Source organism: Mediterraneibacter glycyrrhizinilyticus, assembly GCF_015560805.1.
In the GTDB taxonomy this organism is placed as follows: Bacteria; Bacillota; Clostridia; order Lachnospirales; family Lachnospiraceae; genus Schaedlerella; species Schaedlerella glycyrrhizinilytica_A.
The window spans coordinates 307,406-330,309 of the sequence record NZ_JADMSO010000003.1; the positions used below are offsets into that span (position 1 = coordinate 307,406).

Below are 22,904 nucleotides of genomic sequence, written 5' to 3' on the forward strand. Positions count from 1 at the left end.
GCTGTATGGTTTTAGAAAAAATTCAAAAAGAGAACGACATCAAAGAACTGAAGCCGGAAGAACTGAAGCCTCTGGCGGATGAGATCCGTCAGTTCCTGATCGAGCATGTCAGCGAGACGGGCGGTCATCTGGCATCGAATCTGGGTGTTGTAGAATTGACGATCGCGTTGCATCTCGCACTGGATCTTCCGAAAGACAAACTGATCTGGGATGTAGGACATCAGGCATATACACATAAGCTTCTGACGGGACGGCGGGATGGATTTGAAACTCTGCGCCAGTACGGCGGCATGAGCGGATTTCCGAAGCGAAAAGAAAGTTCCTGCGATGCGTTCAATACAGGACACAGTTCCACCTCGATCTCGGCAGGGCTCGGTTATGCGGCGGCGCGGGATATCAAAGGAGAGAAGTATAACGTTGTCTCTGTGATCGGCGACGGTTCGATGACAGGCGGTATGGCATTTGAGGCGCTGAACAATGCGGCGCGGCTGAAGAGTAATTTTATCATCATTTTGAATGACAATAATATGTCTATTTCGGAAAATGTAGGCGGAATGTCCCGGTATCTGAACGGACTGCGGACAGCGGAAGCTTATACCGAGCTGAAAAAAGGCGTGGAAGACAAGCTGAAACGGATACCGGTTCAGGGAGAAAAGATCGTGGATCAGATCCGCAAGACAAAAAGCGGGATCAAACAGCTTTTCGTGCCGGGCATGCTTTTTGAAGATATGGGGATCACTTACTTAGGACCGGTGGACGGACATGATATCCGGCAGCTTTATAAGACGCTTCAGGAGGCGAAGCGGGTCAATCATGCGGTGCTGGTCCATGTGAGGACGAAAAAGGGAAAAGGATATGTTCCGGCGGAAGAAGAACCGTCCCGGTTCCATGGGGTCGGACCGTTTGACGCAGAGACCGGAGAGACGAAAGGGAGCAAGGGAAAAGACAGTTATACCGATGTGTTCTCCAAAGTGCTCTGCAGTGCGGCAAAGGAGCGGGAAGATGTGGCGGCGATCACGGCTGCGATGGCAGACGGAACCGGACTTGCGAGATTTGCGGGACGGTATCCGCATCGTTTTTTTGATGTGGGGATCGCGGAAGAGCATGCGGTGACATTTGCCGCAGGTCTGGCAGCAGGAGGCATGAAGCCGGTCGTGGCAGTGTATTCTTCTTTTTTACAGCGGGCGTATGACCAGATCATTCACGATGTCTGCCTGCAGGATCTTCCTGTGATGTTTGCAGTGGACCGGGCGGGACTTGTAGGAAGCGACGGGGAGACTCATCAGGGGATTTTTGATCTGTCGTTTTTGTCCATGATCCCGAATATGACGGTCATGTCGCCGAAAAACCGCTGGGAGATGGCAGATATGGTGCGGTTCGGAATCGGGTATCCGCATCCGATCGCGCTGCGTTATCCGAGAGGAGAGGCATATGAGGGACTGGAAAAATTCCGGGAACCGATCGTATATGGTAAGAGCGAGATGATCTATGAGGAATCGGATCTTGCGGTTTTATTTGTCGGGCATATGGCAGAGCTTGCAGAGGCGGTGCGCAGCGGGCTGAAAGAAAAGGGGTACTCCTGTTCCCTTGTCAATGCGCGGTTTGTAAAGCCGTTGGATACCGAGATGCTGGAGAAACTTTCCGTAAAGCATCGGTATGTGATGATACTCGAAGAGAATATAGAGACAGGCGGATATGGGGAGCAGGTATTGGCGTATGTTGCCGGACGCGGACTTCCGATGAAAGTACGTCCTGTCGGTATTCCGGATCAGTTTGTGGAACACGGCGATATCGGAAGTCTTCGCAGTATGATCGGAATGGAAAAAGACAGGCTGATAAAGCAGATTGAAGAGGAGTGCAGATGAAAGAGCGTTTGGATGTATTGCTTGTAAAAAGAAATCTGGTGGGATCCAGAGAGAAAGCGAAAGCAGTGATCATGTCGGGAAATGTATTCGTAGACGGACAGCGGGAAGACAAGGCTGGGACGACATTTTCGGATGAGGTACAGATCGAGATCAAAGGACATACACTTCCATATGTCAGCAGAGGCGGATTAAAGCTGGAAAAAGCGCTTGCCAATTTTGATGTAACCGTGGATGGGAAAGTCTGCACCGATGTGGGATCGTCCACCGGAGGATTTACCGACTGTATGCTGCAGAACGGAGCGGTGAAAGTGTTTGCCATCGACGTGGGCAGGGGGCAGCTTGACTGGAAGCTGCGTCAGGATCCACGTGTTGTCTGTATGGAAAAGACGAATATCCGATATGTGACGCCGGAGGATATCGGAGAGCCGATCGCATTTTCTTCGATCGACGTCTCCTTTATCTCACTGACAAAAGTACTGGAGCCGATCCGGAATTATCTGACGCCGGACGGAGAGATCGTGGCGCTGATCAAACCGCAGTTTGAGGCGGGAAGAGAAAAAGTGGGGAAAAAAGGCGTCGTGCGTGAGAAGAGCACCCATCGGGAAGTAATCGAAAAAGTGGCTCAGTATGCGCAGAGCATCGGATTTGAGATCAAAAATATCGACTTCTCGCCGATCCGCGGACCGGAGGGCAATATCGAATATCTGATCCATTTGAAAAAACACGGAGCAGGCATGGCTCCGGAGATCTCCGATGAGATGAAACAGGAGCTGGAAAAGGTAACAGACCGTGCGTTTGAAACGTTGGCGCATGAAAAGGGAGCGGCACTGCCGTCCTAACGGAAAAGACAGATTTTACAAAGCAGGACAAGAGGAAACAGTATGGATCGTTTTTACATTATAGCAAATGAACTGAAAGACATCGGTTATCAGATCACACAGGAGATTCAGACTTATATAGAAGAAAACGGGAAAGAATGCATTGTGGCGACGAAAGATACGGAGGGGCACATCGTTCCCGGAACTGTGCCGGAGGGAATTGAGTGCGCGATCGTTCTGGGCGGAGACGGTACATTGATCCGCGCGGCGCGGGAACTGAAAGAATATCATATTCCGCTGATCGGGGTCAATATGGGAACGCTCGGTTATCTGACCGAGGTAGAACTGCCGAACTGCAGAAGAGCGCTGGATCAGTTGTTTTCTGAAAAACCGGATATTGAACAGCGGATGATGATGTACGGCAGTATCAACGGATGCGTCGGTCATGTGGCGATGAATGACGTTGTGATCACCCGGGACGGAGGACTGCGGGTCGTTCATTTCAGAGTCTATGTGAATGGAACGCTGCTGAACAGTTATCTGGCGGACGGGATCATCGTCTCCACACCGACCGGATCGACCGGATATAATCTTTCCGCGGGAGGACCGGTCGTAGAACCGACGGCGAGCATGTTCGTGATCACGCCGATCTGTTCGCATGCTTTGAATGCGAGCAGTATTGTATTGTCAGCGGAGGATACGATCGAGATTGAAGTCTGTGAGGGACGCTACGGCAGAGAGGAACATGCCCTCGTTACATTTGACGGGGCGGATACCGAACGTCTGCACAGCAATGACCGCGTGCGGATCAACAAAGCGCGGGAGACAGTCCGGCTTGTGAAATTGAGTAAAGAAAGTTTTATGAAAACGATGCGGGAGAAAATGAAAGGAAACTAAAATTATGAAAGTCAGTCGTCATGCAAAAATTATCGAACTTATCAGTCAATATAATATTGAGACTCAGGAGGAACTGGCGGACCGTCTGAATAATGCAGGGTTTAAAGTGACACAGGCAACGATCTCCCGTGATATCCGGGATCTGAAGCTGACAAAGGTTGCCTCGGACGGCGGCAGACAGAAATATGTCGTGCTGCGTCCGGATGAGGGCGGAATGAGTGAAAAGTACGTCCGCGTACTGCAGGATGGGTATGTATCGATGGATATGGCACAGAATATTCTTGTGATCAAGACTGTTTCGGGAATGGCAATGGCAGTTGCGGCTGCCGTGGATGCGATGGACTGGAGCGAAGTGGTCGGATGTATCGCCGGGGACGATACAATCATGTGCGCGATCCGCACTGTGGAAGATACGGCAGTCGTTATGGACAAGATACGGAAAATTGTGTCAAAAGGAAAATAGGAATCAAATATGTTAGAGAATCTTCATGTAAAAAATCTGGCGCTGATCGATGAGATCGAGGTGGAATTCTGTCCGGGACTCAATATCCTGACCGGCGAGACCGGCGCGGGAAAATCAATCCTGCTCGGATCGGTGAATCTGGCGCTGGGCGGCAAATATTCAGCGGATCTGCTGCGGACAGGAGCAAAATTCGGACTGGTGGAACTGACATTTTCAGGGATCGAGGGCGCGCTTTTGGAACAGCTTGAGTCGATGGATGTCTATCCGGAAGACGGACGGATCGTTCTGAGCCGGAAGCTGTTGACAGGGAGAAGTACGAGCAAGATCAATGGAGAAACGGTCAGCATGGGGCTTCTAAAAGATGTGGCAAGCCTGCTGATCGACATTCATGGTCAGCATGAGCACCAGTCTTTGCTGCACAAGAAAAATCATCTCGCATTTCTTGATCTTTATGCGGGAGATGCCGTGAAAAAATGGAAAGAACAGACGGAAACGGCATATCGGGAATATCAGCGTTTGTCGAAAAAGCTGGAAGAGTCCAGACTGGACGAACAGGAACAAAAACGGGAATTGTCTCTCGCACAGTTCGAAGTCGGCGAGATTGAAGAAGCCGGTCTTTCTGACGGGGAAGACGAAGAATTGGAACAGACGTATCGCAGGATGCTGGACGGAAAGCGGATCACCGAGGGGATTGCGGAAGCTTACCGCTATACGAGCGAAGACAGTTCGTCCAACGCCAGCGATCTGTTAAGCCGCGCGATCCGTGCGTTGCAGGACGTCGCGGAGTGTGACGGGCAGGGCGGGCAGCTATACGCGCAATTGTCGGAAATTGACGATCTTCTGAATGACTTTAACCGTGAACTTTCCGAGTATGCGAAAACATTTGAATTTTCCGATGAAGAATTTTACGAAACGGAAAGCAGACTGAATGAGATCAATCATTTAAAGTCAAAATATGGCAATTCTGTCAGTGAGATCCTCGCATATTGTGAGAAGAGAAAGCAGAGACTAACAGAACTTGAAGATTATGAACAATATATGCAGGAATTGTTTCGGGAGGTCAAAAAAGCAAAAGAGACGTATGATTCCTGTGCGAAGAAATTAAGTGAAGCGCGGAAAAAGGCGGCGGTTCCATTTGTAGAAAAGATCAAAAAAGGGCTTTTGGATCTGAATTTTCTGGATACCCGATTTGAGATGCGGTTCTCGGAATTGAAAGAGCGCAGCGCGGGCGGGATCGACGATGCGGAATTTTATTTGTCCACCAATCCGGGGGAAGCGCTCCGACCGATGGGGACGGCGGCTTCCGGGGGAGAACTTTCCAGGATCATGCTTGTGATCAAAACGGTTGTTGCGGATAAGGAAGATACGCCGACGTTGATCTTCGATGAAATCGATACCGGGATCAGTGGGATCACAGCCGGAAAAGTAGCGGAAAAGATGCATTTGATCGGAGAGTCGCGTCAGGTACTCTGTATTACGCATCTTGCCCAGATCGCGGCGATGGCGGACGCGCATTATGCGATTGAAAAAGCGGCGAATGCATCGTCTACCCGCACGCAGATCCATATTTTGGAAGAAGAAGAGTCTGTACAGGAGCTGGCAAGGCTACTCGGCGGCGCAAAAATCACAAAAAATATACTGGAAAGCGCGCGTGAGATGAAAGAATTGGCAACGCGTGAAATATAATTCCAGTGTGAAATAAAAGAATCTGTCACATACTAAAAACGAACATCAAATGTACAGCATTTTTGCCTGTGCCGATGTTCGTTTTTTGCATAGGCGACGAGCCAAAGTCCGGGCTTGCCCGGGACCTTGGCGACTGCTTACAATCCCGGAATGTGCCTTTTGGCACTTCCGGTGATTATCGTATTCGGGAGAAAGGATGTGACAGATTTGAAGAACGGAAGAGGAAAGTGTTGGAAGAAAACGGCAGTTTTTGTAACTCTTTTGGTCGGTGTTTTCTTTTCGGCCATGCAAAGCAATGGGCGCGAGGATAAACGGAATGAGGAAGCGGTCAGCACCGGGAGCACCGGAGAAAATACGGTTCTGGTGGGCGGAATGCCGGTGGGGATTTATATGGAGACGGATGGGATCCTTGTGTTGGATACCCAGGAGATCGAGGGCGAGGACGGTGAGAAATATGAACCCGCGAGACACCTTGTACATGCCGGCGATTACATTGTCGGGATCAATGAGCGTGCAGTGGAATGTAAAAAAGATCTGACAGAAGAACTGGCAGATTTGAAGCAGGAGGAAGTCGTGTTAAAACTGCGGCGCGGTACGGAAGAGCTGGAGGTTAAAATGGATGCTGTGAAATGTGCGGGATCGGATCATAAACTTGGAATCTGGATCCGGGATAATGTACAGGGATTGGGAACGATCACATTTTTGACCGGAAACAGTAAATTTGGCGCTTTGGGACATGGAATCCACGATGCAGATACAAGTGTGTTGATGGATATCGGAGGAGGAAGCCTTTATAAGACGAGTATCCGGTCCATTCTGAAAGGAGAAAACGGTATGCCGGGCAGTATGGAGGGAATGATCGTGTACAACCGCTACAACCGTCTGGGGACTGTCGAAAAAAATACGGAAATGGGAATTTATGGGACGATCGAAGAAATTGACGCTTTATTTGAGGAACAGATTCCCGTTCAGGTGGCGGAAAAAGAGGAAATCCATACGGGAGATGCGACGATCCGCTGCTGTCTTGGTGAGGAGGTGCGGGAATATGGCATTCAGATCACGGAGGTGGATCCCAATGCGAAAGAGGAAAATAAAGGGATCGTTCTTGAAGTGACGGATCCGGAATTGATGGATGAAACCGGCGGGATCATTCAGGGAATGTCAGGATCTCCGATTCTTCAGGATGGAAAACTGATCGGCGCGGTAACCCATGTGTTTGTCAACGATCCGACAAAAGGATACGGGATTTTTGCGGAGACGATGCTGGAGACGGTATGTGACGGTCAGGAAAGTTGATAAGATCTGTGGGAAAACTGACAAAAACTGGAAAGAATCGATTTACAAAATAATGCATTTTTATACAGATCAAAGGCGGGCGGATGAAAAAAGAAAAGACCTTTTTCTTTGAAATCGTCGAAAGCATTTGATTTCGGGGGCTTTCTGTCGAAAAGGGGCGCAAAGATCCCCTTGCTTCCTTTCAGGGAGACCGATATAATAAGCTAGGTGGCGGTTCTCGAATCAAACTGCTATTCAATTGGGAGGAGAGAGTATAAAAATGGAGCAGTTAAATGTGGCGATCGCTGACGATAATGAAAGAATTTTGGATATGTTGGAAGAAGTGATCAACATGGATAAAGAACTTCATGTAGTTGGCAAGGCGAAAAATGGGGAAGAAATGTATCGGATCATCAAGAACAAACAGCCGGATGTTGTCCTGTTGGATCTGATCATGCCGAAAATGGACGGTCTGACGGTGATGGATCATGTCAGCCATGACAAAACGATGATGAAGCAGCCCTATTTTATTGTCGTAACAGCGGTCGGTCAGGAGAGGATTACGGAAGACGCCTTTAATAAGGGTGCGAATTACTATATTATGAAACCATTTAATAACGAAGTACTTTTGGACCGGATAAAAACAGTCAGGAAAGTGTACAGAAGCCATGACAGAAGAACGGAGGATGTGTTGGATCATAACCCGGCGAAGAGGGAGGAAAGTCTGGAGAACCGTGTGACCGATATGCTACATGAGATCGGGATCCCGGCGCATATCAAAGGATATCATTATCTTCGGGATGCGATCATGATGGCGGTCGAAGATATGGATGTGCTGAATGCGATCACGAAGATCTTATATCCTACGGTAGCGAAAAAGTATCAGACAACATCGAGCCGGGTGGAACGGGCGATCCGCCATGCCATCGAAGTCGCATGGAGCAGAGGGAAACTGGATACGTTGGATGAGTTGTTCGGATATACAGTCAGCAATGGAAAAGGAAAACCGACAAATTCCGAGTTTATCGCACTGATCGCGGATACGATCCAGTTGGAGTACAAACACCGCTGACCGAATGCGTTCCCGAGCACGACATCGGCAGAATAACGTGAGCGGATGGGAATTAATTCTTTTCAAGTACCTGAAAATGAGGTATAATAACAGACAAGAATGATTGCTGGAGAAATAAGAAAGTGGAGGGTTTGTCTTATGAAAAATATTTTATTTGCTTCTTCAGAATGTGTCCCGTTTATAAAAACCGGTGGTCTTGCGGATGTGGTCGGTTCTCTGCCGAAGTATTTTGATAAATCGTCATACGATGTCCGGGTTGTCCTGCCAAAGTATAACTGCATGTACCAGAAGTGGAAAGACATGATGCAGTATGTCGATCATTTCTATATGAATCTTGCGGGGGAAGACCGTTATGTTGGAATTTTAACATGTGAATATGATGGGATTACGTTTTATTTTATTGACAATGAATATTATTTCAACGGCTTTGCACCTTATGACGGAGATCCGAGATGGAATATCGAGAAATTTGCGTTTTTCTCAAAAGCGGTTTTGAGCATCCTGCCGGTGATCGGTTTCCGTCCGGAATTGATCCACTGTCATGATTGGCAGACCGGACTGATCCCGGTTTATCTGGATAATTTTCGCTATCTCGGTGAATATTACCGCGGCATCAAGACTGTGATGACAATACATAACCTGAAATTCCAGGGCGTATGGGATAAAGAGACGGTGCGTCAGATCACCGGACTTCCGGATTATTATTTTGTACCGGACAAAATGGAAGCATACAAAGATGCCAACCTTTTGAAAGGCGGCATCGTTTATGCGGATAAGGTGACGACCGTGAGCCAGACGTATGCGGAGGAGATCAAAACACCATTTTATGGGGAAGCACTGGACGGACTGATGAATGCCCGGGCAAATGATCTGTGCGGGATCGTCAATGGCCTGGATTATGAACAGTGGAGCCCGTCCAAAGACGGAAAGATCGTGAAGAACTTCTCTGTGGAAAATTTCCGGAAGAACAAACCGGTCAACAAAGCAGCGCTGCAGGAAGAACTTGGACTTGAGAAGAATCCGAAAGTGATGATGATCGGGATGATTTCGAGACTGACCGATCAGAAAGGATTTGATCTGGTTGATTATGTGATGGATGAATTGTGTCAGGATGCGGTTCAGATCGTGGTACTTGGAACCGGAGATGCAAAATATGAGAACATGTTCCGGCATTTTGCGTGGAAGTATTCCGGAAAAGTGTCTGCGAACATCTTTTACTCGGATGAACTTTCACATAAGATCTACGCTTCCGTGGATGCGTTCTTGATGCCGTCTCTGTTTGAACCATGCGGACTCAGCCAGTTGATGAGCCTCCGTTACGGAACGATCCCGATCGTCCGTGAGACCGGAGGATTAAAAGACACGGTAGAGCCTTATAATGAATTTGAAAAGACCGGAACGGGATTTAGTTTTGCAAATTACAATGCGCATGAGATGCTGAATACCGTCCGTTATGCCGAGAAGATCTACTATGATAAAAAACGGGATTGGAACAAGATCGTGGAACGGGCGATGAATGCAGATTTTTCATGGAAGAATTCTGCGGGACAGTACCAGAATCTATACAAAAGCTTGATTGGAGAATAAGACAAGATGAAGATAATTGACAGACTACTTGAAGACAAAATACATATTTCTTTTGAGGTGTTTCCACCGAAGACAGACGCAGGATATGAGAAAGTGCGCAGCGCCACAGAGCAGATCGCGGGACTGCATCCATCTTATATCAGCGTGACTTATGGAGCAGGCGGCGGCACAAGCAAGAATACGGCGAAGATCGCTTCGTATATTCGGGATGAACTGGGAGTGGAGAGTCTTGCCCATCTGACTTGCGCATCCTCAACAAAAGCAGAAGTGCAGACTGTGATCGAGAATTTAAAAGCGTTGGGGATCGAGAACATCCTGGCGCTTCGGGGAGACATTCCGGAGGGAATGGTCTTTCCATCGGAAGACCGGTATCACTATGCGTACGAACTGGTAGAGGCGATTCGGCGATCGGGCGACTTTTGCATCGGAGCAGCCTGTTATCCGGAGGGACATGTGGAAAATGAACACAAAGAGGATGATATCAAGTTTTTGAAGCAGAAAGTGGACAGCGGCGTTGATTTTCTGACAACCCAGATGTTTTTTGACAACGATATCCATTATAATTTTCTTTATCGGATCCGGGAGGCGGGGATCACTGTTCCGGTACTTCCGGGGATCATGCCGATCACAAGCGCGGCGCAGATGAAGCGGAGTCAGGAATTGTCCGGCACTGTGTTCCCGAGACGTTTTCTCGCGATGCTGGATCGTTTTGGAGACCATCCGAAAGCGATGGAGCAGGCAGGAATCGCGTATGCGACAGACCAGATCATCGATCTGCTTGCAAACGGGGTGAAGAATATTCACATTTATTCGATGAACAAGCCGCATATTGCGGCAAAGATCATGGAAAACCTCTCCGAGGTGATCCAATGCTAGAAACCGGGAACAAAGAAATGCTGAAAAGGGAAGCAGTTCGTTATCTCGGATATGGAAGACATGCGGTAGATGAACAGACATCAGCCCTGATTGACCGATCATTTTCTGATCTGCAGTCGGTGGTGAATCGAAAATCCATCTATCGCTTCTTTGATTTAGAGTGGATCGATCCGGAACACGTCTGCTTTGGAAATGTGCATGTAACAAGTAAAAGTCTGGGACGTAACTTGCGGGGGTGTGAGAAAATCGTTCTGTTTGGTGCAACGCTCGGAATCGGCGTGGATCAGCTGATCCGGCGGAAATCATTGACAGACATGGCAGATGCCGTTGTTCTGCAGGCTTGTGCTGCCGCGCTTCTGGAAGAGTATTGCGACATGTGTCAGGAGACGATCGCAGAAGAGCTGCGAAGTGGGGGATATTTTCTGCGTCCGAGGTTTAGTCCCGGATATGGTGACTTTTCAATGGAACATCAGAAAAGTGTGATGCAGATTTTGGATTGTGCGAAAACGATCGGGCTTACAATGACGGACAGTTATATGATGAGTCCGACAAAATCGGTAACTGCCGTGATCGGTGCGGGGACGTCGGACATCCGATGTCATACAAAAGGCTGTGAAGCCTGTGAGAAACAAGACTGTATATATAGAAGGAATACAACATGATAAGAGAAGACTTGAGAGAAAAACGATTATTTTTTGATGGCGGAATGGGAACGTTGCTGCAGGAAAAAGGACTGAAAGCCGGAGAACTCCCGGAAATCTGGAATCTGGAACATTCCGAAGAGGTGATCTCGATCCATCAGGCATATATTGAAGCGGGAAGCGATATCATATTGACAAATACATTCGGAGCCAATGCGCTGAAATTCCACGATGGCGTGTATTCTTTGGAAGAAATCACCAAGACTGCTGTCGCACACGGAAAAGAAGCGGTGCGGCGGAGCGCGGGCGGCAGGAATGTATACGTGGCGCTGGATGTGGGACCGACCGGAAAGCTTTTAAAGCCAATGGGAGACCTTGCGTTTGAGGAGGCATATGAAGCATTCCGGGAAGTAATGCAGTACGGTGAGGAAGCAGGGGCAGACCTGATCCACATTGAAACGATGAGTGATACATATGAAATCAAGGCTGCTGTCCTTGCAGCGAAAGAGAATACCAATCTTCCGGTATTTGTGACCGCGGTGTTTGACGAACGGAAGAAGCTTTTGACCGGAGCGGATGTTCCTGCCTTTGTCAGTCTTTTGGAGGGATTGCGTGTAGATGCGCTTGGAATCAACTGCGGAATGGGACCGGAGCAGATGATTCCAATCCTTGAGGAACTCCAGCGGTATTCTTCCACGCCGGTCATTGTGAAACCGAATGCGGGACTTCCAAAACAGCGGGATGGAGAGACTGTATTTGATGTGGAACCGGACGCATTTGCACAGACGATGCGAAAGATCGCCGGAAGCGGAGCGGCAGTGATCGGCGGATGCTGCGGAACAACGCCGGAACATATCCGTGCCATGACAGCGGTATGTCTTGAAATCCCTTATGAACCTGCCGGGAAGAAAAATCTGACGATGGTTTCTTCTTACGGAAAGACCGTGATCTTCGGAGAGGAATCGAAGATCATAGGGGAGCGTATCAATCCGACCGGAAAGAAGAAGTTTAAACAGGCGCTTGTGGAGCGGGATATGGATTATATCTTAAGAGAGGGAATCCGTCAGGAGGACAACGGCGCGCATATTCTGGATGTCAATGTGGGGCTTCCGGACATTGACGAGGTTTCCATGATGAAAGAAGCGGTGACGGCTCTGCAGGGCGTGACAAGTCTTCCGCTTCAGATCGATACGGTCGATCCACGGGCGATGGAAGAGGCGCTTCGTGTTTACAATGGAAAACCGATGGTGAATTCGGTCAGCGGAAAACAGGAGTCGATGGATGCGGTATTTCCTCTGATCCAGAAATACGGCGGCGTTGTAGTAGGTCTGACACTGGACGAGACTGGGATTCCGGAGACGGCGGACGGCAGAGTGGAGATCGCGGAGAGAATACTGAAAGAAGCGGAAAAATATGGTATTGAGAAGAAAGATATCGTGATCGATGTGCTGGCGATGACGGTCAGTTCGGAACCGCAGGGAGCGATCGTTACTTTGGAAGCACTGCGGCGGGTGCGCAGAGAACTAGGAGTACATACTGTACTTGGGGTGTCCAATATTTCTTTTGGGCTTCCGTTCCGTCCGGTGATCAATGCGAACTTTTATACGCTGGCGTTATATAACGGGCTGAGTGCGGGAATCATCAATCCCTCCTCGGAAGATATGATGCAGTCCTACGATGCGTATCATGCGCTGATGGGGCTGGATGAGAACTGCAGCCGTTATGTCGCAAAATACGGTGCAAAGGCAGCAGCACAAAAAGAAGCCGCGCAAAGAGAAGCAGCGCAAAAAGCGATGACACAGGAAACAGCGAAATCTTTAGGAAACGCAGTGCCCGGCGGAGAGAAAGGTGCGGAAATGCTGTCGGGAGAACTCACGCTGAAAACCGCGATCGAACGCGGGCTGAAAGAAGAAGCGCCGCAGATGGCGGATGCATTGTTGAAGACAGAACAGCCATTGGAGATTATCAATACCTATCTGATTCCGGCTCTGGATCATGTGGGAAAAGGATTTGAAGAGGGTACAGTCTTTCTACCGCAGCTTCTGATGAGTGCTGACGCGGCGAAAGCAGCGTTTGAAGTGCTGAAAGTCAAGATCGCTTCGGAAGAGTCCGGCACGGAGAAAAAAGAAAAGATCATTCTTGCGACCGTGAAAGGGGACATTCATGATATCGGAAAAAATATTGTGAAAGTATTGCTTGAAAATTACAGTTTCGACGTGATCGATCTCGGAAAAGACGTAGCTCCGGAATTGATCCTGCAAACGGCAAAAGAACAGGAAGTCCGGCTTGTCGGACTGAGCGCATTGATGACGACAACCGTGGCGAGTATGGAAGAGACGATACGGCTCTTGAAAAAAGAACTGCCGGAGTGTAAAATTATGGTCGGCGGTGCGGTTCTGAATCAGGAATACGCCGATATGATCGGGGCGGACTTTTATGGAAAAGACGCGATGAAATCGGTATATTATGCGCAGGAACTGCTTAAGTAGAGCGAAAAACAGGAGGAGAACAAAATGATGAGAGGATTGCAGACACCGGTACGCCAGATCCGCAGACAGGTGTTTACAAAGGTAGCAGAACTGGGATTTAAAGCGAATGCAGAGACACTTCTGGATGATATGGAAGCGATCCCATATGAGATCGTCAATGACGATACGGAGAAATACAGAGAAAGTACATACCGTTCCAGAGCGATCGTAAGAGAACGGCTCCGTCTTGCGATGGGATTGTCACTGCGCCCGGAGAATAAGCCGGTGCACCTGACAGCCGGTGTGGAGGCAAGTAATATTTCCGAAAAATATTATGAGCCGCCGCTGATGCAGGTGATCCCGTCGGCGTGTGAAAGCTGCGAGGAAAGAGGCTACGAAGTAAGCAATATGTGTAAAGGATGTCTTGCACACCCATGTCAGGAAGTCTGCCCGAAAGATGCGATTTCCTTTGTGAACGGGAAGTCTTATATCGATCAGACAAAATGTATCAAGTGCGGAAAATGTAAATCGGTCTGTCCATATGACGCGATCGCAAAAAAGGAACGTCCATGTAAAAGTGCGTGCGGCGTCGGAGCGATCGTATCGGATCAATACGGTCGTGCCTATATCGATCCGGAAAAATGTGTTTCCTGCGGTATGTGTATGGTGAGTTGTCCGTTCGGGGCAATTTCGGATAAATCACAGATCTTTCAGCTGGCGCGAGCGCTGACGGAAGGGGATCAGATCGTAGCCGAGATCGCACCGGCATTTGTCGGACAGTTCGGAGATAATATCACGCCGCGTAATATCAAAGCGGCGCTTCAGGAACTGGGATTTTCAGAGGTATATGAGGTGGCGCTCGGAGCGGATATCGGAGCGATCGCGGAAGCGCATCATTATGTAGATAAAGTTGTGAGCGGAGAGCTGCCGTTTCTTCTGACATCCTGCTGTCCGTCCTGGGCAATGATGGCGAAGAAGTTCTTTCCGGAAATGATCGACCAGATTTCACAGGAATTGACGCCGATGGTTGCGACGGCCCGGACGATCAAGAAAGAACATCCGAATGCAAAAGTCGTCTTTATCGGACCTTGCGCGGCGAAGAAGCTGGAAGCGTCGAGAAGAACCGTGCGAAGCGATGTGGATTTTGTTGTGACTTATGAGGAACTGCAGGCGATGTTCGACGCGAAAGAGATCGACCTGAGCAAATATGAGGCAGAGTCTTCGTTCCATGATGCGACCGGAGCCGGACGTGGTTACGGATGTGCCGGCGGAGTTGCCGAGGCGATCGAAAAATGTGTGAACGAATATTATCCGGATGTACAGGTGAACATCGAGCATGCCGAGGGACTTGCCGAGTGCCGGAAGATATTAACGCTTGCGAAAGCCGGAAAGATGAACGGATGCCTGATCGAGGGAATGGGATGTCCGGGCGGTTGTATCGCAGGTGCGGGAACCAACATCCCGGTAGCGAAAGCGAAGAAGCTGCTTGCCAACTATGTCAAAAATTCTTCCACGGCAATTCCGGCGAAAGAGCTCGAAGAAATTGAATTGAAATAACATTTCTTTACAATTGGAAAGAGCTATGCTAAGATAAAGTTTAGGCAAAATTCAGGAGGAAGAAAAATCATGCAGGCATATGGAGTAAACCAGCTTAGAAAAATGTTTTTGGAATTTTTTGAGAGCAAAGAACATTTGGCGATGAAGAGTTTCTCACTCGTACCGCACAATGACAAAAGTCTTTTGCTCATCAATTCGGGAATGGCTCCGTTAAAACCATATTTTACAGGACAGGAGATCCCGCCGAGAAGACGGGTGACGACCTGTCAGAAATGTATCCGTACCGGAGATATTGAAAATGTAGGTAAGACTGCACGTCACGGTACATTTTTTGAGATGCTCGGAAACTTCTCTTTCGGAGATTATTTCAAGAGAGAAGCGATCGCGTGGTCATGGGAATTTCTGACCGAAGTTGTAGGTCTGGATGCAGACAGACTGTATCCGTCTGTCTATGAAGAAGATGAGGAAGCGTTCGAGATCTGGAATAAGGAGATGGGAATCCCGGCAGAGCGGATCTTTCGTTTTGGAAAAGAGGATAACTTCTGGGAGCATGGTTCCGGACCATGCGGACCGTGTTCTGAGATTTATTATGACAGAGGCGAGAAATACGGATGCGGAAGTCCGGACTGTACCGTGGGATGCGAGTGCGACCGTTATATGGAGATCTGGAACAACGTATTCACCCAGTTTGACAATGACGGCAACGGACATTATAGTGAACTGGAACAGAAGAACATTGATACAGGAATGGGACTGGAGCGTCTGGCTTCGGTTGTACAGGATGTGGATTCTATTTTTGATGTGGATACGATCAAAGCACTCCGCGATCATGTCAGCAGACTTGCAGGCAAGGAATACGGAGAGGACTACAATACAGATGTGTCTTTGCGCGTGATCACCGACCATGTCCGTTCTGTGACATTTATGATCTCGGACGGGATCATGCCATCCAACGAGGGAAGAGGCTATGTGCTTCGCCGGCTTCTGCGCCGTGCATGTCGCCACGGAAGACTGCTCGGAATCGAGGGGAATTTCCTGCCGACACTGGCAGAAACTGTGATCGCAGGTTCCAAAGACGGATATCCGGAATTGGAAGAGAAACGTGATTTTATTTTAAAAGTGATCGCAAAAGAGGAAGAACAGTTTAATAAGACGATCGATCAGGGACTTGGCATTCTTTCGGATCTGATCGAAGAGATGGAAAAATCCGGCGAGAAAGTATTGTCCGGCGAAGCGGCGTTCAAATTGTATGATACGTATGGATTCCCGTTGGATCTGACAAAGGAGATCCTGGAAGAAAAAGGGCTTGAAGCAGATGAAGAGGGCTTCCATGCGGCAATGGAGATCCAGAGAAAGACAGCGAGAGACGCGCGGGAAGTGACCAACTATATGGGCGCGGATGTGACGGTATATGAGTCCATCGACCCGAGTGTGACAAGCACATTTGTCGGATATGACAAATTATCCTGTGAATCGGAGATCATCGTGCTGACTTCTGATACGGAAGTGACAGAAGCGCTTTCCGATGGAGATCGAGGAACGGTCTTTGTAAAGGAGACGCCGTTCTATGCGACAAGCGGCGGTCAGGAAGCCGATACCGGTGTGATCCGCACTGCAGATGGAGAGTTCCGTGTAGAAGATACGATCAGACTGCTTGGCGGAAAGATCGGTCATGTGGGAGTTGTAACAAAAGGCATGATCAAAGTCGGCGATACGGCAGAATTAGAAGTGAATGCAGAGAAACGTGCACTTTCCGCAAGAAATCACAGCGCAACGCATCTGCTCCAGAAAGCACTCCGCACCGTACTTGGCAGTCATGTAGAACAGGCCGGATCCAGTGTCAATGAAGACCGGCTCCGTTTTGACTTTACTCATTTTTCGGCGATGACACCGGAAGAGATCCGTGAGGTGGAAAAGCTGGTCAACGACAGCATTGCAAAAGCTTTGGATGTAGATATCCAGAATATGCCGATCGAGGAAGCAAAAAAGACCGGAGCGCAGGCATTGTTCGGAGAGAAATACGGCGACATCGTGCGTGTTGTCAACATGGGCGGATATTCCATCGAGTTCTGCGGTGGTACGCATGTGAAAAATACATCCGAGATCATGGCGCTCAAGATCATTTCAGAGAGCGGTGTGGCAGCAGGCGTGCGTCGAATTGAAGCATTGACATCCAAAGGACTTCTTCATTATTATGATAATCTGGAAGCAAAGATGCATGAGGCAGCAAAACTTGTCAAAGCAACGCCGGAAAATCTTGGAGAAAAGATCGGTCATCTGCTTTCCGAGAATAAAGCGCTGCATGCGGAAGTGGACAGCTTAAAGAGCAAACTTGCACAGGAAGCGGCAGGCGATATTCTGGATCAGGTGCAGGAGATCGGCGATCTGAAACTTTTAGCAGCAGAACTCCCGGGAGTTGACATGAATGGGCTTCGGGATCTGGGAGATCAGATGAAAGAGAAGTTAGGTGAAGGTGTTGTTGTGCTTGCTTCAGAAGCGGACGGAAAAGTCAGCCTGATGGTAACGGCAACAGACGGTGCTGTGAAGAAAGGCGCCCATTCCGGCAACCTGATCAAAGCGATCGCAGGATGCATCGGCGGAGGCGGCGGCGGACGTCCGAATATGGCCCAGGCCGGCGGTAAGAATCCGGCAGGAATCAAGGATGCACTTGCAAAAGCAGAAGAAGTGCTGAAAGAACAGCTTTCGTAAACGGCTTCTAAAAAATTCTTCTAAAAAACAGAGGATTCCGTCAATTTTTTCGCAGGAAACAGTTGACGTGACGGAAAAATATGTTATAATCATTTGTAGTGCAATAAATATACCCGAACAGTCGTATGATGCACAATACCAGGCTGGAGGGGAGGTTAGGTGTGAGACTATGTCAAATGTAATCGTGAAAGAGAACGAGACGTTGGATAGTGCTTTACGCAGATTCAAAAGAAACTGTGCAAAAGCTGGCATTCAGCAGGAGATTCGTAAAAGAGAACACTATGAAAAGCCAAGCGTAAGACGTAAAAAGAAGTCTGAAGCTGCTAGAAAACGCAAATATAACTAATATGTGCAGATTGATAGAGTGTTGATTTATCAACACTCTATTTTTAATTGTGCAAAATGATGAAAATAGAGTAGAAATCCGTATTTTACTACTGTAAAGCACTAAAACTGTAAAATGTTGAAAGTTTTAATTGACAAGCGGAAAATATACTTTTAAAATAGACGGGTAGATAAAAATTGAGAATTTATCTGCCCCGAATATTTTTTAGGAGGTAAATGTTATGTCATATGTTGATGAAGTCATTGAATTAGTAGTTAAGAAAAACCCGGCTGAACCGGAGTTTCATCAGGCAGTGAAAGAAGTTCTGGAATCTCTGCGTGTTGTGATCGAAGCGAATGAAGAGAAGTTCCGCAAAGATGCGCTTCTTGAAAGGCTGGTAGAGCCGGAACGCCAGATCAAGTTCCGTGTTCCGTGGGTTGATGATAACGGACAGGTACATGTGAACACAGGTTACCGTGTACAGTTCAACAGTGCGATCGGACCATATAAAGGAGGTCTTCGCCTTCATCCGTCCGTAAACTTAGGAATCATCAAGTTCCTCGGATTTGAACAGATTTTCAAGAATTCACTGACCGGTCTTCCGATCGGAGGCGGAAAAGGTGGTTCTGATTTCGATCCGAAAGGAAAATCGGACAGAGAAGTGATGGCATTCTGCCAGAGCTTTATGACAGAACTTTATAAGTATATCGGAGCAGATACCGACGTGCCGGCAGGAGATATCGGAACCGGCGCAAGAGAGATCGGATATATGTATGGTCAGTATAAGAGGATCCGTGGGGTATATGAGGGAGTTCTGACAGGAAAAGGATTGTCCTACGGTGGATCTCTCGTCCGTACACAGGCGACAGGATATGGTTTGTTATATCTGACACAGGAGATGCTGAAATTAAACGGAATCGAACTCGCAGGCAAGACCGTTGCGGTTTCCGGATCCGGAAATGTTGCGATCTATGCAACAGAGAAAGCACAGGAACTGGGCGCTAAAGTTGTGACTGTCAGTGATTCTACTGGCTGGGTATATGATCCGGAGGGAATCGATCTTGCAGCGCTCAAAGAGATCAAAGAAGTGAAACGCGCAAGACTGACTGAATACAAAAATTACCGCCCGAATTCCGAATACCATGAGGGAAGAGGCGTATGGACTGTGAAAGTGGATATTGCGCTTCCGTGTGCGACACAGAACGAACTGCATCTCGAGGATGCAAAAGCATTGGTTGCAAACGGATGTATTGCCGTTGCAGAGGGCGCAAATATGCCGACTACAATGGAAGCCACGGAATATCTGCAGGCAAACGGCGTGCTGTTCGCACCGGGAAAAGCTGCCAATGCCGGCGGTGTTGCCACTTCCGCATTGGAGATGTCCCAGAACAGCGAACGTTTAAGCTGGTCTGCAGAAGAAGTAGATGCAAAATTAAAAGGCATCATGGTAAATATCTGCCACAATATGGCTGACGCGGCAGAAAAATATGGATTCAAAGGCAACTACGTTGTAGGTGCAAACATTGCCGGATTTGAGAAAGTGGTCGATGCGATGACTGCACAGGGAATCGTTTAAGCTTCCGTTTTGACTTATAACAGTTCAGTCCTGTGGCTGAACTGTTGCTTTTGTATTTTTGTATTTTGAGGAAAATATATTGACAATTTGTGTGAAATGCTTTATAGTTATTTTTCAGTAAAAGGGAGTAACGGTGCTTTTATAAAGCGCGCACGATGTCGTCAGTACGATGCGACCAGGCATCCGTATCGTGATTAAACAGTGAGACTTTTACTGCATTATTTGATGTGCAGTAGAAGTCTTGCTTTTTTATTGCACAAATGTCAATACTAAAAAAGAAGGAGGAATTGATATGCGTGATTATTATCAGATGTCAGCAGAAGATGTGAGACAGGAAATCAACGGAACGCAGGAACCGCTCACAATGGATCAGATTCGGGAACATCAGGAAAAGTATGGTCCGAACGAACTTGTAGAGGGGAAAAAGAAAACGACGCTTCAGATTTTTCTGGAGCAGTATAAAGACTTCCTTGTGATCATTCTGATCATTGCTGCGATCGTTTCCGGTTTTCTCGGAGACATGGAGAGTACCCTTGTTATTTTGATCGTTATCACAATGAATGCGATCCTTGGGACCGTACAGACCGTAAAGGCAGAACAGTCTCTTGACAGTTTGAAGAAATTATCCGGACCGGAGGCAAAAGTGCTCCGTGATGGAAATATCGTACCGGTTCCGTCATCAGAAGTGACGGTCGGCGATGTGGTGATCTTAGATGCGGGAGATTATATCCCGGCGGACGGTCGGATTTTGGAATGTGCCAGCCTGAAAGTGGACGAAAGTGCGCTGACAGGAGAAAGCCTCGGAGTTGAAAAGACGATCGATACGATCTCAGGCGAAGTACCGCTCGGAGATCGTGTGAATATGGTATATTCCGGAAGCTTTGTAACTTACGGACGAGGAAGATTCCTTGTAACCGGAATCGGAATGGAAACAGAAGTTGGTAAAATTGCCAGTCTTCTGAAGACAACTTCGGAAAAGAGAACACCACTCCAGATCAATCTGGATCAGTTTGGACAGAAGCTTTCCATCATTATACTGATCTTTTGTGGTATTCTGTTTGGTATCAATGTATTCCGCGGCGGTGAGATCGGTGATGCATTTATGTTTGCTGTAGCACTTGCAGTTGCGGCAATCCCGGAAGCACTCAGTTCGATCGTGACGATCGTACTTTCTTTCGGCACGCAGAAGATGGCAAAAGAACACGCGATCATCCGAAAACTGCAGGCAGTCGAGGGACTGGGAAGCGTATCGATCATCTGTTCGGATAAAACAGGTACTTTGACCCAGAATAAGATGACGGTGGAAGATTATTATGTCAATGAATCAAGAATTCCGGCAGACAAGATCGATCCTAAAGATGATGATGTGAGACTGCTTCTTGTCAGCAGCATTCTCTGCAACGATTCTACCAATGTAGATGGGGTGGAGGTTGGAGATCCGACGGAGACCGCTTTGATCAATCTTGGAAGCAAGATCGGAGTAGAGGCGCAGGATGTTCGAGAACGTTATCCGCGGGAAAGTGAAAATCCGTTTGACAGTGACCGTAAATTGATGGCGACGAAACATACGATCGAGGGCAGACATCTGATGATCGTCAAAGGTGCGGTTGATGTCTTACTAAACCGTATGGACCGGATCCATATTAATGGAGAGATCCGTTCGATCACGGAAGCGGATAAGCAGAAGATCGAGGCGCAGAATCAGGAATTTTCAAGAGAGGGTCTGCGAGTGCTCGGGTTTGCATATAAAGAAGTTCCGGCTGATCTGGAACTGACAGTGGATCATGAGGATGGACTGATCTTCCTTGGTCTGATCGATATGATGGATCCGCCGAGAGAGGAGTCCAAAGCGGCAGTTGAAGAATGTAAGCGTGCGGGAATCCGCCCGATCATGATCACAGGAGATCATAAAGTCACAGCGGCAGCTATCGCAAAACGAATCGGCATTCTTCAGGATGAGTCCGAAGCATGTGAGGGCGCTGAGATCGATTCGATGACAGATGAAGAACTGAAAAACTTTGTGGAGAAGATTTCCGTGTATGCGCGTGTGTCACCGGAACATAAGATCCGGATCGTGCGTGCATGGCAGGAAAAAGGAAATATTGTTTCCATGACAGGGGACGGCGTCAATGACGCACCGGCGTTGAAACAGGCGGATATCGGTGTTGCAATGGGAATTACCGGAAGTGAAGTTTCCAAAGACGCTGCATCTATGGTACTGACGGACGATAACTTTGCAACGATCGTAAAAGCCGTTGAAAACGGACGGAATGTATATCGGAATATCAAGAATGCGATCCTGTTTCTTCTTTCCGGTAACTTCGGCGCGATCCTTGCAGTATTGTATGCTTCGATCGCAGGTCTTCCGGTACCGTTTGCACCGGTGCATCTGTTGTTCATCAACTTGCTGACAGATAGTCTGCCGGCGATCGCATTGGGACTGGAGCCGCACTCGATGGATGTGATGAATGAGAAACCGAGACCGATGAATGAGTCGATTCTGACGCCAAGTTTCCTGAAACGGATCGGTATCGGCGGTCTTTCGATCGGTGTGACGACGATGATCGCATTTATGATCGGATATCAGGGCGGAAACGCTGTGCTGGCAAGTACAATGGCGTTCGGAACATTATGTACGGCGCGTCTTGTGCATGGGTTTAACTGTAAAGAAGATAAACCGGTTATTTTCACAAACCGTTTCTTTAACAACATTTACTTGATCGGAGCATTTGTTCTCGGTCTGGCGCTGATCACAGCGGTTATGATGATCCCGGGACTGCATTCTCTTTTCCAGGTACAGACATTGACGTTTACACAGCTGATGACCGTGTATGGTCTGGCGCTTGTCAATCTTCCGGTGATCCAGTTTATCAAAGCGATCAACCAGAAATTACACTGGATATAAAAATGAAGTGAATAAAAGGGGCTATCGGGAAATAGATAGTTCTAAATAAGGGGCTGTAAAAAAACTCCCCTAATAGAAAATCGCTCAGACCTTACGGTCTGGGCGATTTTTTGGTATAATGAATTATGCTACTAAATCAAAATACCAATGATAATTATACAGCTCGTCAGCTGAAATTACCATT

16 protein-coding genes are annotated in these 22,904 nt (G+C 48.0%); all 16 read left to right on the forward strand.

Annotated elements, in window-relative coordinates:
- Positions 1–5: 5 nt before the first annotated feature.
- The 16 genes from dxs to I2H87_RS05200 all read left to right on the forward strand — a co-directional run bounded on the left by dxs (position 6) and on the right by I2H87_RS05200 (position 22,720).
- Positions 6–1,865, forward strand: coding sequence for a 1-deoxy-D-xylulose-5-phosphate synthase (gene dxs / locus I2H87_RS05125; protein WP_195609462.1), 1,860 nt, complete (start codon positions 6–8; stop codon positions 1,863–1,865).
- Positions 1,862–2,704 carry a TlyA family RNA methyltransferase gene (locus tag I2H87_RS05130; RefSeq protein WP_009266017.1) on the forward strand — a complete coding sequence of 281 codons (843 nt, stop codon included), beginning with the start codon at positions 1,862–1,864 and terminating at the stop codon, positions 2,702–2,704. Before dxs ends, I2H87_RS05130 begins: the two co-directional genes overlap by 4 nt.
- Before the next feature lie 42 nt (positions 2,705–2,746).
- The gene (locus tag I2H87_RS05135; protein WP_022152246.1) at positions 2,747–3,580 is read left to right on the forward strand and encodes an NAD(+)/NADH kinase; all 834 of its coding nucleotides are present in this window, start codon (positions 2,747–2,749) and stop codon (positions 3,578–3,580) included.
- Between the two features lie 4 nt (positions 3,581–3,584).
- Positions 3,585–4,043, forward strand: a complete 459-nt coding sequence (argR, locus tag I2H87_RS05140; protein ID WP_117549450.1) for an arginine repressor — start codon at positions 3,585–3,587, stop codon at positions 4,041–4,043.
- 9 nt (positions 4,044–4,052) lie between these two features.
- Positions 4,053–5,729 carry a DNA repair protein RecN gene (gene recN / locus I2H87_RS05145; protein ID WP_022152248.1) on the forward strand — a complete coding sequence of 559 codons (1,677 nt, stop codon included), beginning with the start codon at positions 4,053–4,055 and terminating at the stop codon, positions 5,727–5,729.
- Between the two features lie 198 nt (positions 5,730–5,927).
- Complete coding sequence (spoIVB, locus tag I2H87_RS05150) at positions 5,928–7,025, forward strand: SpoIVB peptidase (RefSeq protein ID WP_195609463.1); 1,098 nt, start codon at positions 5,928–5,930, stop codon at positions 7,023–7,025.
- Positions 7,026–7,284: 259 nt separating this feature from the next.
- The gene (gene spo0A / locus I2H87_RS05155) at positions 7,285–8,076 is read left to right on the forward strand and encodes a sporulation transcription factor Spo0A (RefSeq protein ID WP_009266022.1); all 792 of its coding nucleotides are present in this window, start codon (positions 7,285–7,287) and stop codon (positions 8,074–8,076) included.
- Positions 8,077–8,214: 138 nt separating this feature from the next.
- On the forward strand, positions 8,215–9,663 hold the full coding sequence (gene glgA / locus I2H87_RS05160; RefSeq protein WP_009266023.1) for a glycogen synthase GlgA: 1,449 nt from the start codon (positions 8,215–8,217) through the stop codon (positions 9,661–9,663).
- Positions 9,664–9,669: 6 nt separating this feature from the next.
- The gene (gene metF / locus I2H87_RS05165) at positions 9,670–10,539 is read left to right on the forward strand and encodes a methylenetetrahydrofolate reductase [NAD(P)H] (protein WP_009266024.1); all 870 of its coding nucleotides are present in this window, start codon (positions 9,670–9,672) and stop codon (positions 10,537–10,539) included.
- A complete protein-coding gene (locus I2H87_RS05170; protein WP_009266025.1) occupies positions 10,533–11,201 on the forward strand; it encodes a vitamin B12 dependent-methionine synthase activation domain-containing protein in 669 nt (222 codons plus the stop codon). Before metF ends, I2H87_RS05170 begins: the two co-directional genes overlap by 7 nt.
- The gene (locus I2H87_RS05175) at positions 11,198–13,669 is read left to right on the forward strand and encodes a homocysteine S-methyltransferase family protein (protein WP_195609464.1); all 2,472 of its coding nucleotides are present in this window, start codon (positions 11,198–11,200) and stop codon (positions 13,667–13,669) included. Before I2H87_RS05170 ends, I2H87_RS05175 begins: the two co-directional genes overlap by 4 nt.
- 24 nt (positions 13,670–13,693) lie before the next feature.
- Entirely contained in the window at positions 13,694–15,205 is a 1,512-nt protein-coding gene (locus I2H87_RS05180; RefSeq protein ID WP_009266027.1) for a 4Fe-4S dicluster domain-containing protein, read from the forward strand.
- Between the two features lie 69 nt (positions 15,206–15,274).
- Positions 15,275–17,914 (forward strand): alanine--tRNA ligase, encoded by a 2,640-nt coding sequence (alaS, locus tag I2H87_RS05185; protein WP_195609465.1) that lies wholly within the window; start codon positions 15,275–15,277, stop codon positions 17,912–17,914.
- 169 nt (positions 17,915–18,083) lie between these two features.
- Positions 18,084–18,260 (forward strand): 30S ribosomal protein S21, encoded by a 177-nt coding sequence (rpsU, locus tag I2H87_RS05190; RefSeq protein WP_004054229.1) that lies wholly within the window; start codon positions 18,084–18,086, stop codon positions 18,258–18,260.
- A 220-nt stretch (positions 18,261–18,480) separates the two neighbouring features.
- Positions 18,481–19,815 (forward strand): NADP-specific glutamate dehydrogenase, encoded by a 1,335-nt coding sequence (gdhA, locus tag I2H87_RS05195; RefSeq protein WP_009266030.1) that lies wholly within the window; start codon positions 18,481–18,483, stop codon positions 19,813–19,815.
- A gap of 292 nt (positions 19,816–20,107) precedes the next feature.
- Positions 20,108–22,720 (forward strand): cation-translocating P-type ATPase, encoded by a 2,613-nt coding sequence (locus I2H87_RS05200; protein ID WP_009266031.1) that lies wholly within the window; start codon positions 20,108–20,110, stop codon positions 22,718–22,720.
- Positions 22,721–22,904 lie beyond the last annotated feature (184 nt).

What these genes read in the sequence shown, in the direction of transcription:
- I2H87_RS05130 (WP_009266017.1), top strand. Translation starts at nt 1,862, where the DNA reads ATGAAAGAGCGTTTGGATGTATTGCTTGTAAAAAGAAATCTGGTGGGA.
- recN (WP_022152248.1), top strand. Translation starts at nt 4,053, where the DNA reads ATGTTAGAGAATCTTCATGTAAAAAATCTGGCGCTGATCGATGAGATC.
- I2H87_RS05170 (WP_009266025.1), top strand. Translation starts at nt 10,533, where the DNA reads ATGCTAGAAACCGGGAACAAAGAAATGCTGAAAAGGGAAGCAGTTCGT.
- argR (WP_117549450.1), top strand. Translation starts at nt 3,585, where the DNA reads ATGAAAGTCAGTCGTCATGCAAAAATTATCGAACTTATCAGTCAATAT.
- glgA (WP_009266023.1), top strand. Translation starts at nt 8,215, where the DNA reads ATGAAAAATATTTTATTTGCTTCTTCAGAATGTGTCCCGTTTATAAAA.
- metF (WP_009266024.1), top strand. Translation starts at nt 9,670, where the DNA reads ATGAAGATAATTGACAGACTACTTGAAGACAAAATACATATTTCTTTT.
- dxs (WP_195609462.1), top strand. Translation starts at nt 6, where the DNA reads ATGGTTTTAGAAAAAATTCAAAAAGAGAACGACATCAAAGAACTGAAG.
- I2H87_RS05200 (WP_009266031.1), top strand. Translation starts at nt 20,108, where the DNA reads ATGCGTGATTATTATCAGATGTCAGCAGAAGATGTGAGACAGGAAATC.
- I2H87_RS05175 (WP_195609464.1), top strand. Translation starts at nt 11,198, where the DNA reads ATGATAAGAGAAGACTTGAGAGAAAAACGATTATTTTTTGATGGCGGA.
- alaS (WP_195609465.1), top strand. Translation starts at nt 15,275, where the DNA reads ATGCAGGCATATGGAGTAAACCAGCTTAGAAAAATGTTTTTGGAATTT.
- spo0A (WP_009266022.1), top strand. Translation starts at nt 7,285, where the DNA reads ATGGAGCAGTTAAATGTGGCGATCGCTGACGATAATGAAAGAATTTTG.
- rpsU (WP_004054229.1), top strand. Translation starts at nt 18,084, where the DNA reads ATGTCAAATGTAATCGTGAAAGAGAACGAGACGTTGGATAGTGCTTTA.
- I2H87_RS05135 (WP_022152246.1), top strand. Translation starts at nt 2,747, where the DNA reads ATGGATCGTTTTTACATTATAGCAAATGAACTGAAAGACATCGGTTAT.
- gdhA (WP_009266030.1), top strand. Translation starts at nt 18,481, where the DNA reads ATGTCATATGTTGATGAAGTCATTGAATTAGTAGTTAAGAAAAACCCG.
- I2H87_RS05180 (WP_009266027.1), top strand. Translation starts at nt 13,694, where the DNA reads ATGATGAGAGGATTGCAGACACCGGTACGCCAGATCCGCAGACAGGTG.